The organism is Flammeovirga agarivorans (genome assembly GCF_012641475.1).
Taxonomy (GTDB): Bacteria; Bacteroidota; Bacteroidia; order Cytophagales; family Flammeovirgaceae; genus Flammeovirga; species Flammeovirga agarivorans.
The window spans coordinates 140,711-157,752 of the sequence record NZ_JABAIL010000001.1 but is presented as its reverse complement, the minus strand read 5'-3'; the positions used below and the strand labels follow the sequence as shown (position 1 = coordinate 157,752).

At 35.2% G+C, this 17,042-nt stretch carries 8 protein-coding genes; 3 read left to right on the top strand and 5 right to left on the bottom strand.

The genetic code is table 11. The features are described 5' to 3' along the window. The first annotated feature begins 146 nt into the window (after positions 1-146). The 3 genes from porW (at position 147) to HGP29_RS00715 (ending at position 5,939) form a co-directional block, all read left to right on the top strand. Entirely contained in the window at positions 147-2,420 is a 2,274-nt protein-coding gene (porW, locus tag HGP29_RS00725; RefSeq protein ID WP_168880389.1) for a type IX secretion system periplasmic lipoprotein PorW/SprE, read from the top strand. Between the two features lie 165 nt (positions 2,421-2,585). After that, positions 2,586-5,018, top strand: coding sequence for a transglycosylase domain-containing protein (locus HGP29_RS00720; RefSeq protein ID WP_168880388.1), 2,433 nt, complete (start codon positions 2,586-2,588; stop codon positions 5,016-5,018). Between the two features lie 108 nt (positions 5,019-5,126). Beyond that, a complete protein-coding gene (locus tag HGP29_RS00715) occupies positions 5,127-5,939 on the top strand; it encodes a helix-turn-helix transcriptional regulator (RefSeq protein WP_168880387.1) in 813 nt (270 codons plus the stop codon). Between the two features lie 41 nt (positions 5,940-5,980). Here HGP29_RS00715 and HGP29_RS00710 read toward each other — a convergent pair whose 3' ends face one another. The 5 genes from HGP29_RS00710 to hslU form a co-directional block, all read right to left on the bottom strand. After that, on the bottom strand, positions 5,981-9,646 hold the full coding sequence (locus HGP29_RS00710; protein WP_168880386.1) for a S8 family serine peptidase: 3,666 nt from the start codon (positions 9,644-9,646) through the stop codon (positions 5,981-5,983). Between the two features lie 5 nt (positions 9,647-9,651). Further along, the gene (locus HGP29_RS00705) at positions 9,652-10,563 is read right to left on the bottom strand and encodes a hypothetical protein (protein ID WP_168880385.1); all 912 of its coding nucleotides are present in this window, start codon (positions 10,561-10,563) and stop codon (positions 9,652-9,654) included. Positions 10,564-10,571: 8 nt separating this feature from the next. Then, positions 10,572-12,062 carry a SusD/RagB family nutrient-binding outer membrane lipoprotein gene (locus tag HGP29_RS00700; protein WP_168880384.1) on the bottom strand — a complete coding sequence of 497 codons (1,491 nt, stop codon included), beginning with the start codon at positions 12,060-12,062 and terminating at the stop codon, positions 10,572-10,574. Positions 12,063-12,064: 2 nt separating this feature from the next. Continuing rightward, complete coding sequence (locus HGP29_RS00695; protein ID WP_168880383.1) at positions 12,065-15,193, bottom strand: SusC/RagA family TonB-linked outer membrane protein; 3,129 nt, start codon at positions 15,191-15,193, stop codon at positions 12,065-12,067. 469 nt (positions 15,194-15,662) lie between these two features. After that, a complete protein-coding gene (gene hslU, locus HGP29_RS00690; RefSeq protein ID WP_168880382.1) occupies positions 15,663-17,036 on the bottom strand; it encodes an ATP-dependent protease ATPase subunit HslU in 1,374 nt (457 codons plus the stop codon). Positions 17,037-17,042: the final 6 nt, after the last annotated feature.

Sequence of the window (17,042 nt, the reverse complement as noted above, 5' to 3'; positions counted from 1 at the left end):
TTAGTCTCTTTTTTATTGAATTATGTTATTTTTAAAGTGATATTCCACTTTTTGCTGTTATCAACCCCCTTCTAAATTGCGATAACACATTTTTTTTCAGGAATTCATCATCATTCATTTTTTATACAATTGATCGCTACATCACAATGAAGCAGATTATTTTAAATAAAAATACCACTCTAATTATAAAGGCATTTCTGTTAACACTACTTCTTGTTTCTGGTAGTGCTTGTCAGTTTTATCATGATACTGCTACACATTACAATTCTTACTTTTTAGCAAGAGAAGGAATGGAACAGTTGGAGTTGGATTTATTTAATGAACATGTGGATGATTACAATGACGTTCTATCAATTTTAATACCTATTGATACCAATAAAACATTATCGCATAAAGAACAGCTAGATTTTATCATTACAAAAGCATCTCGTCCTATTAAATTTCACAAAAGTAGTGAATGGATCGATGAATGTTATTTATTAGTGGGTTGGGTAAGGCTCTATGAAGAGGATTATGAAAATTCACTCACTACTTTTAAATATGTCAATGCTAAATTTAATGATGAAAATAGTAGACATGCTGCTCTGAATGCTCTTTTAAGAATGTTTATTGAAAAGAAAGAAGAAGGAAACATTACTTTAGTAAAAGATATCATCAAACAACAAAAAGCCCCTTACAATAAAGAAAACACAAAAGACTACCACCTGAATCTCGCCCACTATTACAGAAATAAAAATGATTTCAAACAATCGATCGCTCATCTAAGGTTAGTTGTCGATTTAGAACAAAAAAAGCATTTACGCTCTAGGTATTATTTCATACTAGGTCAGATGTATGAAAAAACTGGAGTGATCAATGATGCTTATAAAGCCTACTCCACCGCTGAAAAAATATCAAAAACGAATGATCTAGAGTTTCAATCTGATATTAGTGCTTACAGTATGCAACCTGTAGACTTCAGTGATGAAAAGCAGACGAAGAAAATCAAAAAGTATTTTGACAAAAAATTAAAAGACCATAACAACTGGGATAATAGAGATAAAATCTATTATGAAATGGCTCAGTTTGAAATGCGTAAACCCGATTATGATAAAGCCTTAAGTTTTTTCAACGAATCAATTCAGGTAAGTACATCCAATCAGATTCAAAAAGGGCATTCGTATTGGGAGTCGGGCAAAATATATTATACAGAAAAGAAAGATTATATAGCAGCTGCTGCTTATTATGATAGTGCAGTTCAAAACTTTGATGAATCTGTATATGGTTTTGAAGACATTAAGAAAAGATCTGAGAACTTACAAGAACTCGCTAAGTACACCAAAATTGTTCAAGAAAATGAACGTTTACTGAGCTTGTACGAAATGAATGAGGAGGAAAGGAAAGAGTTTTTAGAAAAAGAAATTGAAGAAGAAAAAGAAGAGCTCATTCTAAAGCAACAGTATGCGATAGAAAATGAGAAAAAGAAAGAAAAACCTGTTACTGCAAAATCACAATCCTTCAGTAATAAAGAATCTAAAGAGTTTTATTTTTACAATACGAATGCTTTGGCACAAGGTAAAGCTCAATTCTTGAGAATTTGGGGCTCAAGACCTCTAGAAGATAACTGGAGAAGGTCTAACAAAATGGAATTTTCAGGGGCCGCTAACACAAACAATCAAACTGCCAATAATAACCAAAAGCCCACATCAAGTAATAAGAAAAAAGATAAAAATGATGAGGCAAGTAATGAGGACTTATTTGCTGGTTTGAAAACAATGGATCAAAGAATTGCTGAAATACCTACTACAGATGAGGAGTTAAAAAAGGTACATAAAGCATTAGCCGATGGCATTTTCGAATTAGGGAAGGTTTATTTCTATAGAATGAAAATCAACGAAGAAGCGTTAAATAACTTTTATCGTTTTCTCGATGAATACCCTAATGATGAAAATGCACATGAAGTCGCTTACCTTGTTTATGTGATTTGTCAGGAAGATGAAAGTTGTGATGAAGAAGAAGCAAAGCAATATCTTATCGAAAATTACCCTGATTGCTTGTATTCAAAAATTCTTCTTAACCCGAACTATGTAAAAGAAACCAATGAAAGGGAGAACTATATTAAGGATTTATATGCCTCTGCCTATCAACTATATCTTGAAAAACAATATAATCAATCAGATATCAAGCTCAATGAACTATTAAACGACTTCCCTCAAAGTGCTTATGAGGAAAAAGGGAGATTTTTAAGAGTCTTGCTTATTGGTCGAACTACCAAATACTATCAAACATTCAAAGATGCTCTAAATGGCTACCTACTTGCTTATCCTTCTGGAGAGTTTTCTGATACTGCAAAAGGAATGCTAGAAGAAATCACTGAACGCCGTCTTGAAAATGGATATATCCCTGGTAGATATCATGATTATGAAATCACAACAGAATAATAAATTGGTATGATTTTACTATACAATTGGGTGGTAAAAATCTTGCCTTTTTTCTAATCATAATTAGAGAATCAAATAAAAAGTATAAAGGAATGATTAACTTGCTTACTTATTCATTTCAATACTAATATTATATACAGCTTAAGTACTGAATATTAAAAACATATGTATTTAAAAGCCATAAAAGCACTTTGGATTCTATTTATTATAGGTGTCGTAAGTGCCATCGTTTTTGGAATTTCTTTAAAAAATAACTGGTTTAACTTATATGGTGAACTTCCAGACCCAAGTGTCTTAGAAAACCCTAAAAGTGAAGTTGCCTCTGAGTTATACTCTGCTGACGGTGAGTTATTAGGTAAATACTACAGAAAAAATAGAACAAAAGTAGAATATGAAGATCTATCTACTAACCTAAAGAATGCATTATTAGCTTCTGAGGATGTTCGTTTTTACGACCATAGTGGTATCGATTTTAAAGCTACAATTGCTGTACCTTATTATCTTTTCCGCTACGTTACAATGAGCGGTAAGAAGAGAGGATCGTCCACATTAACTCAACAATTAGCAAAAAACCTATTTAAAATCCGTAGAGATCAAGATCTAGAAGGTAGATTATCAAGTGTTCCTTTAATTGGACTTGTAATCAATAAATTAAAAGAGTGGATTGTAGCTGTAGAACTTGAAGAAGCCTACACAAAGAAAGAAATCATGACAATGTATTTAAACACTGTCGATTTTGGTTCCAATGCCTATGGTATTCATGTTGCTGCTCAAACTTTCTTTAGTACTACTCCAGATCAATTAACTGTACCTGAATCTGCGGTACTAGTTGGTATTTTACAAGCACCAACATTCTATAGCCCAAGATTTCACCCTGAAAGAGCTTTAAAAGTTCGTAATCAGGTCATCAGTCAAATGGAAAAATACAACTTGATCACTGCAGCTCAAGAAAAAGAGTATATGGGTGAAGATTTAGGTTTAAGATACAATGTTGAAAACCACAATAAAGGTCTTGCTCCTTACTTTAGAGCTGAAGTAGTAAAAGATATTCAGAGATTCTGTAAAGATAAAGGCTTGGATTTATATGCTGATGGTTTAAAAATCTATACAACTATCGATTCTCGTATGCAGCGATATGCTGAAGAAGCAATTGATAAACATATGAGAGCTCAGCAAGCATTATTCAACGAGCACTGGGAAGGACAAGGTGAGCCTTGGAGAGATAGAGAAGGTGAAGTAATTCCAAACTTCTTACCAAGAGCTATCAAAAGAACAAGAGTTTACAAATCACTTTATAAGCAATACGGTGGCGATTCATTAGCTATTGATAAAGCTTTAAAAGTGAAAAAGAAAATGAAAGTATTTACTTGGGAGAACAACAACCATGAAAAAGATACTGTTATGAGTTCTTATGACTCTTTAAAGTACTACAAAATGTTCTTACAAGTTGGTATGACATCAATGGAACCAAAAACTGGAGCAATAAAAGCTTGGGTTGGAGGTATCAACTATAAATACTTTAAGTATGACCATGTTCGTTTAGGTTATCGTCAGCCTGGTTCAACTTTCAAACCGTTCTTATATGCAAAAGCACTAGAAGATCGTTTTCAACCTTGTTCTCCTATCACTGACGTCCCGATTACTTTTACTGCTGAAGAAGCAGTAGCGGACAAACCTTGGACACCTGCCAATGCTGATGGATATAGTGGTAAAACATATACATTGAGACAAGCAATGTCGAGATCAATCAATACTGCTGCTGCTTACTTAGTAAAAGAACTAGGTGCTCCGACATTATCAAGATATGCAAGAGACAAGTTTGGTTTTAAATTTATACGAGATCAAATGTTCTCTTATTTATTGACGGAAGATGATAAAGCAAGAGGTAGAACTGGTTATGACAAAAAGCCAATCAAAGGTGTACCTTCGTTATGTTTAGGTACTGAAGATGTATCTGTTTTTGAAATGGTAACTGCCTATTCTGTTTTCATCAATAAAGGTACTTGGACCGAGCCTAGATTTATTACTAGAATCGAGGATAAAAATGGTAGAGTATTAAAAACATTTACTCCTAAAAAAGTAGAAGTACTAAATGAGAGAACTGCGTGGTTAATGACATACATGCTAAGAGGTACTTCAGAAGAAGCAGGTGGTACTGCCATGCGTTTGAATAGATATAACTTTAAGAGAGATAAGAAAACTGGAGAGGTATTCCATGTAGGTGGTAAAACAGGTACTACTGCTAATTTCTCTGATGGTTGGTTTATGGGCTTCACTAATGACCTTGTAACTGGTGTATGGTGTGGAGGCGAAGATCGTTCAATCCACTTCAGAACTATTAAGTATGGTCAAGGTGCCCGTTTAGCATTACCTGCATTTGCTTATTTTATGGAGGATGTTTACAAAGACAAGCAATTATGCCAAGAACTAGGTTATAAGCGTAGTAAATTCCCAGAGCCATCAATTCCTATTAATGTTGAATTGGATTGTAGTAAATACAGCCCTGATAATTTTGGGGATATAATGGCTGAGGATGATTCTGTAGCTACTGAGCAAGAATATGTTGCTCCTACAGAAACAGATGATGGAATCCTGTAAAATGGCATATAATCATAACAATTTATAAATAATGCGAGAATAATTCATTTAATGGATTATTCTCGCATTTTTGTATTGCGTACTACACTTTACTAAAAATAACTATCAATGGAAATTACCACCAAGGACAAAATAGAAAATGCTAAGGATATAAAAATAGAAGCATTCAGAGCAAACATCAGAAAAACCAACCCACACAAGCACAACAAATATGTTGAGATTGTTTATCTCTACGAAGGTTCTGGTAGCCACACAATAGATTATGACACCTTCGAAATTAATCAACCTACTTTGTTCTTTATTCAAAAAGAACAGATGCACCATTGGGATATCCTTTCAGAACCAAAAGGTTTTGTTATCATAATGAAAAAATCATTTCTTGAAAACAGTACTGACCAGCAGCTAATACAACTTATTGGAGAAATGAGTCATCACCCATGTGTTTATCTCAAAGATATCGATCAAGTAAATACTATTTTTCAGCTTCTTGTTGATAATTTAAAAGATAGATATGATACTCAACAGACAGTCATCGAAGGGTTGTTAAAAGCATTATTTGCTAAGTTCCTTCATGACACAACTCCTTCTACTGGCAATACGCACCAATATTCAGAGTCTTTTATACAGCTAAAAGATCTGTTAGAAAGCTCTGAACAGATCATCAACAGCGTAAACCATTATGCAGATTTATTACATACCACTCCACAAAATCTAAATGCAATCTGTAAAACTGCTATTGGAGTATCTGCATCAAAATTTATCGGTGAATACATTATTAAGGAAGCAAAAAGAATGCTTCTATATACGAACCAAACTGTTAGTGAAATTGCCTTTGATCTGAATTTTAAGGATTCATCTCATTTCATCAGATACTTTAAAAGAAAGACTGAAATGACGCCTTCTAATTTTAGGACAAGCTAAAAAAAGGAACAGATGTAAACCTGTTCCTTTCGTTATAGTAATTATTCTTTTATCAGCTTTTTATGATAGATACTTCCATCTTGTTGTTCAATCCTTATGATATATAAACCTTTAGAAAGGTTTGTGATGTCAACTTTATTTCCATCCCAATGTGGAGGAGAAGAAATTTGTTGACCTGAAGTTTTTAAGATATCAACAGAGCTTATCCCTTTTTCAGATAAAATAAAGAGCTCATTCCCTAAGTTTGGATTCGGATAAACTACCGGAGCCATTTCTTTTAAGTCTTCTTCGACTGTTGAAGATACACTAGCATTTACTCTTACCACTCCTTGATAGGAAGCCTGCTGGTCTGACCCAACAACAAACATTAATAAGTCTTTAAGTCCTTCAGTCTGATATGTCACCTCATGAGGTCCTTCCCCATAAACGACAGAAGGTGTGGCGTCTTCAGGTTCTCCAAAATACCATCCTACCAATGCACTATCAACATCTGATCTACTTGTAAAGGTTACCTCTGAATTTAAGCCTACAATAGTTTTATCTATAGTATAGTTCAATGAAGTAACTTGAGGTTCATAATCTACTACTCTGAAGTTATCCATAGCCAATCCAATACCTCCAGAAGAATCTTGGCTTGCTGCTACAAAGAATAATCTAAAGGCTACTTTCTCCCCTTCAAACCCTGCCAAAGGGATATATTTTGTTTCCCATTCATTGTCTGTTGTACCAGTCATAATAGGAATATTTTCACCACTCCAATAATATTCAGAAGACAATTCATTGTTCCATGATGGATCAACATAAGAACCTAATAATCTCCATGATCTACCATAGTCATTACTAAATTCTACAAACATGCCATCTACTTGTTCTTTTACATCTTGCTTTAAAGCAAAAGAAAAGCGTTGTGTATCATCATCTCCATCAGGTAAATCAAATACTGATGTATATAAATAGAATCCTGTTGGTACTTGATATCCCGCGGTATCTTTACCCAATACATAAGCATTATCACCACTTAGAGTTCCGTTTTTACCTTCGATACTAGATGAACCTAATTCCAAGTCTGTTCCAGCAAGGTTAAGTGAATAAAATAGTAAGTCATCACCTTCAAGATCTCCACCATCTGCTAAATCAAATGGTACACTTTTTACCCCTAAGATTGGAATAGTGTCTTTGTGGTTCCTGCTAGGATCGTTGTTTATATATAATTCTACTTCATACTCACCTGTAGTCTCATAAGTATGTGTTGGACTTGGCTCTGTAGATGTATTTCCATCACCAAAATCCCACAAATAATCTATTGCTCCACCTGAGTTATAAACAAATTGTATAGGTCTTTTGATATATTCAACATCTGCAGTAATGTTGAAGTCTGCTGTTGGTTCTTCTTTAGTGACAATAAAATCTCTAATCATAAAACCATCATCTGTATCTTCTATTTGAAAGGCTGATTCATGTCTGTAGACAAATCTGAAACGGACTTTATCATTGCCTGCTAAGAACGATACATTATAAGCGGTAGAATCATTTTCATAATTTCCTAACCAACCGGTTTGGTTTTCGAAAATAATAGGGTGTATCGCACAGGCATCGTCTGGTGATTTATTATACCAACCATACCCTAAACCATCATTTGGCTCACCCAGTAACCTCCAAGTTCCTCCATTATCAGTAGTATATTGCATTTGACAAGCAGCAGGGGCATTACAGTATGTCGTTTCCATACTTTTTGTAAAAGATATTTTATATTCTTTTTCCTCCTCACTAAAATCAAATATTGGTGTATATAAAATTGCTGAATATGATCTTAAAGGTACACCGCCTGAGGCAGCTGTTACCCAAACAGTAGAATCTCCACTATTCAAGTTATCTCCTCTTGCTCTTGCCCATTCCCATACGTCATCACCAGTACCTCCATCTAGATATTCTGTTTCCGTAACGAATCCTCCCGTATCCGACAAAAAGTCGGTAGAGAAAGGCACTGATTCTTCAGGTCCTTCAGGTGGGCCTGCAATCATAGTAATTCCTCTTCTATATGTATTACTTCTTCCTGAAGCATCTGTCACTTTTAAAGTGATCAAATAAGTACCTAAAGTCGGAATAGAATCATAAGCATGTGATATTGTATCTGCTGATGAGGTACTTGTTTCACTATCTCCAAAATTCCATTCATAGGTAGCACCATCCGCAAACGATAAGTTCACTAATTGAATATCTTGATTGACAATACCATTATCAGATAAGATATCAAACGCAGCAATTGGACGATCTGAAAGTAATGCATCCATCGCCGCACTCATGTTTATTCGACCTGCACCTAATGCATTTTGATAATTAGGGTTTCTGGGGTTGATGTCTGTAGCTGTCCCCATTAACAATGCCCTCATTTGTAAAGGTGAAATTGTTGAATCTTGGGTTAACAAAAATGCCGCAGCACCTGCTACCATTGGACATGACATTGATGTACCTGTGTAAGGAGCATAATCTCCATTGGTATTACCATCATCTGCTGCAACTGTACTAATAATATCTGTACCAGGAGCCGAAATATCAATCCAAGGTCCATATTGAGAAGAAGGTGATTTCACATCATTACTCGTTGTATTAGCTACAGCCATTACATTATCATATCCTGCAGGATAACTAGCAAGGTTAACGTTATCATTACCTGCCGCTGCTACGAAAAACATACCGTAATCTTCAGTTGCTTCTCGAATTAATCTTGCAACAGTTGCCGAATAACCATATCCACCGTATGACATACTAACAACATTTGCTTTCATCTCAATCGCATACATTAAAGCTTCTGTAGAGTGTGTAATAGCTCTAGCATTTGGCGTATCATCGGCTGTTGCCTTCACTGCCAATATTTTCACTCTATTATCTGATACTGAAGCTACACCTTTACTGTTATCAGTTCTTGCGGCTGCAATACCAGCACAGTGTGTTCCATGAGAGAAGTTAAACCTTGTCGCTTCACTTGATGGAGGATTAGGATCGGGATCTCCGTTATAATACTCATCGCCTGAAGCATCCCAACCATAGATATCATCTACATACCCATTATTATCATCATCAATACCAGGAGTTCCATTTAACTCTGTTTCATTGATGAACATATTGTCTTTTAGATCTTCGTGTGTAATCAATACCCCGTCATCGATAATCGCAATTACAATATCGTTCTTAGGAGTATTCGCATTTTCTGTAGATTTTGACCATGCTTCTATTGCTCCCACTAACTCCAAATGGTATTGATCTCCTGCAAGAGGATCATTTGGTGTAGAGAAAGATTGTGGTAATGGTACTCGTTCTACATAAAGAACGTTTGGATCCTGAGCTAAATCACTCATGTAACGGTCCAAGTCATTATCATTATGTAGCGTAATCTGTAATACATCAGATTTTCTTTTTTTCAAGACACTCATAGGCTCTATAACTGAAGCAATTCTTGCATCCGTTAAAGCTCTATAAAGGAAACGTTTATCAGAGTTTACAAATTGATCTTGTCCCTGTTCCATATAAGCCATATCAACATCTCGGTAGTCCTTTAAACGAACAAAGAGTTTATTTGGAGCACTTGATATATTTGGACTTATAAATTGAGGTGTCGGATTTGTAATCTGCTGTACACCTTGGGAATATCCCTTACTGCCTACTAAAAGACTTCCCACAAATAATATTGATAATACTAATTTCTTCATGTGTCTTATTGTTTAGTAAGATAAAGGATCCATTGTCTTGTAGTTGTTCCATCAGAGAACATCACATCCAATTCAATTCGACCAGCCTCATTTGTATCTCCTGAAATAGTGATATAACTATCTGAAGGACCCAAAAATTCTCCACACTGATCTATGATTTGAAAAGGAATATCTTGAATATCACCAGCGATATTAGAAATATCATAAAGTCCCCAAATATTATCAGGGTTTGCTAATGAATCAACCGTTGTAATTATAACATCTGGAGCAGCTTCTAATCCTTCTTCTGTTTCGATTGTTGCTGAATAAGTACCATCCAAACTAGTAGGACAATGAATATCTTCTAACACCATATTATAGATTCCTTTAATGCCACCTTGTCCAACAGTTACATCAGAATTATCATCCAGGTTTGTAGCTGATGTTAAAATCACATCAAGTACCTTTCCTCCGGTTTTATCTACACCATAAACTACTAAAGGTGATACCTCAATAGTCGCTGTATTCTTCACATTCGTATAGCTTTGTTCTCCATCAGCATCTTCGGACTTTTCCTTATTTTTAATGATAAAAGAGCCTCCACTTGCATCAGCGAACTTTTCTACGACATCTTGCGAATTGGGATTATTACTTTCTATAGCTTTTGCCGTAAAGTCTGTCCCAAAAGTTGCATCTCCGCCAAACTCATAGTTTACTTGAACGCCTCTTGACGTTTGAATTGCATAAGGCATTTCAACGGTTAAACTTATTGGTACTGAGTTTTCTTTTACAGAGTCCGGTGATGTCGTTGCTGTTGAAAAAGCAACTGCCGATCCATTAAACTCAACAGAAAGTTCATCTTTATAAGTATCATATGGCTCACATCCAAAGAGTGATATACTCAAACAAGTGATGCCTATTTTAATTATTTTTTTCATAGGTTCTGTTAGTTAGATGTCATAAACCACATAGGAGTATCCAAAGCTTTCTGACTTGGGCTATTAGGATTAGCACTTACTTCACTAGGAGAATATGGTAAACGAGTAATATGATTCGAAATGGCTGCATCCTCAGGTAATGGCATATCTTCAGGATAATTTGTTCGACGAACATATGTCCAAGAATCAATACCTCTATTGAATGTTTCAATATATCCTTGTTGATAAACTGCTTTTAAAGCATTAGCTGGAGCCAATTCCTGAAGGTTTGGTAAAGAACTGTCATAGTTTTCATACTCTGCTCCCGTGATACCTCTTCCTGATGTTTGAACCGTAGCCATGGTATTTAAATGAACCATATTCAAAACGATTCCTTCTCTGTAATAACCATTAGCATCCTCAGTTGTACCAGTAAGCCAACCTTGTAAAATAGCTTCTGCCCTTAATAATTTTAGTTCAGCAGCAGTAATCCAATAATCAGGAGAAGTTGCTGATATATAATGTAAACTTAATACTGAAGTAGAAGTAAAGGCAGATCTTGCTCCAGGGTCCACACCTCTATGAGGAACCTGATCTGATGTTCCATCAGGTCGATCATAAAAAATATCAATTCTAGGATCATTCGTTCCTCTCAGTAAATCAATAAATGGATTAGAAGCATAGAAGAATAAACTTTGACCTCCTGCAAACTGATAATGCAGCTTATAAAACTGGTTCGCATTGGTTAGGTCTTCATAGTAATCTAATTTCACTTCATCTTCTATTGCTTCAACATGTGATTGTGAAAAAGCCGTCTCAAGTCTTGAACTTGCATACGAAGCATCTTGCCCAGCAATTACCATTAAAGTTTTAATCTTAATAGAATTGGCAAACATCAACCATTTATCTAAATCGCCTTTAAATAATAAATCCTCATCGCTAATCTTTTCAGGATTTGATACATCTATATCATTCATTGCTTGATCTAATAGATTTACAATACCTTTTAAGACATTCGCTTGGTCATTACTTTCAGGGAATAAAATATTTGTATTTAATGCCTCATCAAATGGAACATCTTCAAACATTAACGTTAGATGATAGAAAGCAAATGCCTGCATAATTTTGAATTGAGCAGCAGTATTCACTTCACCAATTTCAGAAGCTAAAGCTTCACCTCTACTGGCATTTTTTAGCACTGAAACATAAAAAGTAGACCAAGTATTGGTTTGAGGAAACGTTGGTACAGAATAATTATCTGCCGTTGAGAAAACACTAGCACCTGCTCCAACATAATGCTGTGCCCATCTATTGAACAAGTTCGTCTCCATTACTTTATCTGAAGAAACACTTGTCATGACTGTTGTCATTAATAACCCTGGCTGTTCTGCCACCTGATCATCACCTGCAGCAAATGGGTCTTTATTTATATCGAGAATATTATCGCATCCTATAATCACTGTGAACAACAATGAAAATAAAATAGGAGTGATTTTATATATTGAGTTGATCTTTTTCATGATTAAAATACGATTTTAATATTACCACCAAAGCTTCTTGTTGAAGGTAAACTACCCATTTCAACAGCACCAGAAGCATCACTTGCAGCTTGAAACAAACTAGTTTCTGGATCTATATGAGGTATCTTACTATAAATCAACCATAAGTTTCTTGCTTCAAAACCTAGTGATAGTGATTTGATAAAATTACTTTTCTGAATCCATGTACTAGGGAATGTGTAAGCTAAACTAACTTCTCTTAGCTTGACATAAGTTTTATCAAAAACAGAACCTTCTGCCACACCACTTGTTGAATATGCTTGCCAGAAATCTTGTTGTGAGACTGCAATATTATTTGGTGTCACAGATCCATCTCCATTTAAGATATATGCATTTTTATCAACAAAAGTCTGCTCTCTATTTAGTGCCGTTTCCTCAGCTAATCCATCGTATCTTAAATCTCCTACTGTTCTAGAAATCATTTTACCTCCTTGATTCCAATCAATCAAGAAGTTTAATGTCACTCCTTTGTAAGTGAAGCTATTTTGAAAGCCAAGTAAGAAGTCAGGTTGGATCTCTCCAAATGTTTCTTCATCTCCTTGCATTCTTAAGCCTGTATTTGGATCCACCAAGATTTCTCCTGTTGGTGCTCTTTTAAAACCTACCCCTTGTAATTCTAGTGATTGACCTGGAACAGCTTGTACTGAAACTCCATTAAAGCCTGATGCAATTTGAAGTTTTTCCAATCCCTCAGTCAGCTCAGTTACCATATTTTGGTTTCTGGTAAAGTTGATCTGAGAATTCCACTCAAACTCTGTTGTTTTAACAGGAATAAACGAAAGCAACAATTCAATACCTTTATTTTCTACAGCACCTGCATTGACTCTTTTCGTCGTATAACCTGTTGATTCAGGTGTAGGTACAGCTAAAATTTGGTTCTTTGTTTCTATTTGGTAGTAAGTAAAATCTACACCAATTCTACCGTTAAAGAATCCTAGTTCTGTACCTATCTCCCAAGAATTCTGTCTTTCAGGAACTAAGTTTTCTGGAGGAATCACATTTGTTGCCGAATAAGCTGTTTGTCCATTAAATGGATAATTGTTTGTGGTACCATACTGACCAAAATAACTTGACCTTGGATAGTAATAATAATCCAATTGATAAGGACTTGTATCATTACCTACTTGAGCGGCACTTAATCTTAATTTACCATATGAGAATACATCATTATGTAAATTGAATGCATCTGAGAATACAAAAGACAAACTAGCTGAAGGGTAGAAATATGATCGATTGTCTTTTGGTAAAGTTGATGACCAATCATTACGCATCGTTACATTCAGCGTTAGGTAATTATTATAAGTAAGTGATATATCACCATAAGCTCCTAATAATCTCTGTTCTACAAAATCGGTAGTACTCGTTGTGTTTTTTGCATTTGTTGGAGTATATAAATCAGACACTGACAACTCTGAAGCTTGAAGAGTATTTCTTTTGAAAACTCTTTGGTTATACTCATGTCCAACAATCGCCGTCAACTTAAATTTCTCGCTAAACTCTTTCTGAATAGTTGCCATTAACGAAGTCGTTAACTCCGTTCTTTCCATATCATCATTGGTAAATGAACCGTTGATTGCACCTAATGTTCCTTTTGCAGATTTCGCAAACCTCTTGTCTGCTCTATAGTCCATACCAACTCTTGCTCTGAAGGATAGCCAATCTGTTGCTTGTGCTTCCAACATACCAAAACCAAAGAAACGGTTAACATTTACATCATTACCATTTTTCTCTGCTACCCAATACGGTGAATTTGAGAAACGACCAATTGGATTTTGTTCGCCGTCAACTAATTGTAACCTTTCTAATGGAGTTGTTCTTGGAATACCATTTATAATTGATGTCAACACATTTGGAGAATTACCACCCTGAGAGACAGAACCTTTCGTTTCAGAACTTACATAGTTCATCCCGACTCTAGACTTAATCACCTTGCTTAGTTGTTGACCAGCATTTACAGCGAAAGTATATCTATCCAACCCTGCACCAGGAACAATACCTTTTTGATTCATCGAAGTAAAACCCAAACGGTAATCGCCTCTTTCAGTCGCACTAGATACATCAACAGAGTTGATAAATAAAGTACCTGTTTCATAAAAATCTTCTACATTCGATGGATAAGCAGTCAGCGTTTGTAAGGGCCATTCACTTTCTGGTAGTTCATTAATATCAGATTCATAATCGTACATAGGAACAACTTGACCATCTATGATCGGACCCCATCCATTTTCTGCATTTTTATCGTATTTACCATCATAACCCTGAGCATATTTATTCTGGAAAGATGGCAATCTATTTGGGTTTTCTACTCTTACACTTGAGTTGATACTCACTGTAGGTCCAGCAGACTCTTTACCTCTTTTAGTTGTGATTATAATTGCTCCATTCGCAGCTCTTGATCCATAAAGTGCCGCAGCTGATGCTCCTTTTAGGACTGTCACCGAAGCAATATCGGCGGGGTTGATTTCACCTGCACCATTACCTGCATCAAAAGCTCCTTGAATACCACTACCCGTAGATACATTCGTATTACTTACAGGGATACCATCCACGACAATAAGTGGTTGGTTACCTCCACTCAATGAATTTGTACCTCTAATGACAATTCTGGTAGATCCACCAGGATTTGAACTTGCTTGAGAAATTTGTACACCAGGAACTTTACCTGATAAAGAGTTAAGAAAGTTTGTAGACTTTACTCGGTCTACTTCTTCACCCTTTACAGAAGTTACAGAATAACCTAAAGTTCTTTTTTCCCTTTCAATTGCATTGGCTGTAACTACTACTTCATCTAATTCTTCAGTATCTTCTTCGAGTACAACATCAATTTTTGATCTTGTACCGATTTCAACAACCTGAGATTTCATCCCGATAAAGTTGAATTCTAAAACCTTGTCTTCTGATTGTAATTTTATCTTATAATTACCTTCGATATCAGAAACGGCACCTCTTCTAGTTCCTTGAACTACAATAGTTACCCCGGGGAGTGGCTTTACACCGTCAGTTACATTACCTGTCACCAATCTTTCTTGTGCTAATGAAAAAGTCATGCTGATTAAAGAGAGGAGCAGGCACAGAGTTGTTTTGAGTCTCATTCGTTCAAAGTTGGTTAACTATATTAAGCCTACTTTAAGTTCATCGCCTTCTTATTTAAATTACTGAAGAGTGAGATTGAAATGAATACAGATAGAAAGAGAGAAGTTATTTTTAAGTGGTTTCTCAATTGTTTACTAATCTAATCTTCGTTTGTTGGTGATGAAGTAAAAGTCTATTTTTCTTTCTATAATATTACATATAAAATTTCTTAAAATCACCTTTTTAGATAAAGAATAAATAGGATTATATCATGATTGGGAACTTTTTTAAATATAAACCTTATTTCTTCAAACATTGAAATCATCATATTTTTCAAATTTCAACCAATTGTGATTATATCATTTTCCATACCTTATAAAACAGAAAAAGTCCTTGATGCTATTAAACTACATCAAGGACTTTATTGTTTATATCACTACTGTACAACGGTATAATCATACAGTATGTTCAACAAAACATATCGTTATCTTATAAGATATATTGGCTTAAATCTCTGTTTTTCACAAGACCTGATAAACGCTCATTTACCATTTCTTTAGTAACAACGATCTGAGCATTTGCTCCGATAACATCTGGTACATCAAATAATAAATCATTTAATAAATGAGACATTACAGTATGCAATCTTCTTGCTCCAATATTTTCAACTTCTACGTTGATTTCATAAGCAATAGAAGCAATTTCATCCAACGCATCTTCATTGAAGCTCAACTTCACGTCTTCAGCATCCAATAATGCTTCATACTGTTTTGTTAAAGCATTCTTAGGTTGACGTAAGATTGTTTTGAAATCTTCATTCGTTAAGCTTTGTAACTCCACTCTAATTGGGAATCTACCTTGAAGCTCTGGAATTAAATCAGAAGGCTTAGATAAATGGAAAGCACCAGCAGCAATAAATAAAATATGATCAGTTTTCACTACACCATGTTTAGTATTTACTGTTGAGCCTTCTACGATGGGAAGAAGGTCTCTTTGCACACCTTCTCTAGAAACATCAGCACCTTGCTTAGAACCTCCACTTGCTACTTTATCAATCTCATCAATGAAAATGATACCTGAGTTTTCTGCCAACTTCACTGCCTCATCTTTCACTTCATCCATATCGATCAGCTTCGCACTTTCTTGGTCTACCAAGATTTTACGCGCCTCTTCGATCGTCATCTTACGTTTCTTCGTTTTCTTAGGAAGCATTCCGTTAATCATTTCTTGAATGTTCATCATAGAACCTTCATCCATTGGAGCACCACCTACAAAACCTAATGAGTTTGAGCTTTTATCAACAGTGACATCGATTTTTCTATCTTCTAATTCTCCTGCTCTTAATTTTTCTCTAAAACGCTCACGAGTTTTTTCATTTAACTCATGATCTTGATTTAGATATTCACCATTCGCATTGGTTGTTGGAGTTCCTTTTAATGGTGGAATTAATGCATCAAGAATTGCATCTTCAACAGCTTGTTGTGTTTTTTCTTCTACTAGTGCCTTTTTTTGGTCTTTAATCATCCCTACTGATTGCTCTACAAGGTCTCGAACCATGCTTTCAACATCTCTACCAACATAACCAACTTCAGTAAACTTAGATGCTTCTACTTTAACAAATGGTGCTTTTGCAACCTTAGCTAAACGTCTTGCAATCTCAGTTTTACCAACACCAGTAGAACCAATCATTAATATATTATTTGGCATAATTTCTTTGCGAAGGTCACCCTTTACATTCATTCTACGCCAACGGTTTCTAAGCGCTATTGATACATTTTTCTTTGCATCTGCCTGACCAATAATATATTTATCTAATTCTTGTACTATCTCTCTTGGTGTTAAATAATTCGAGTTTTCAAGCATAATTTT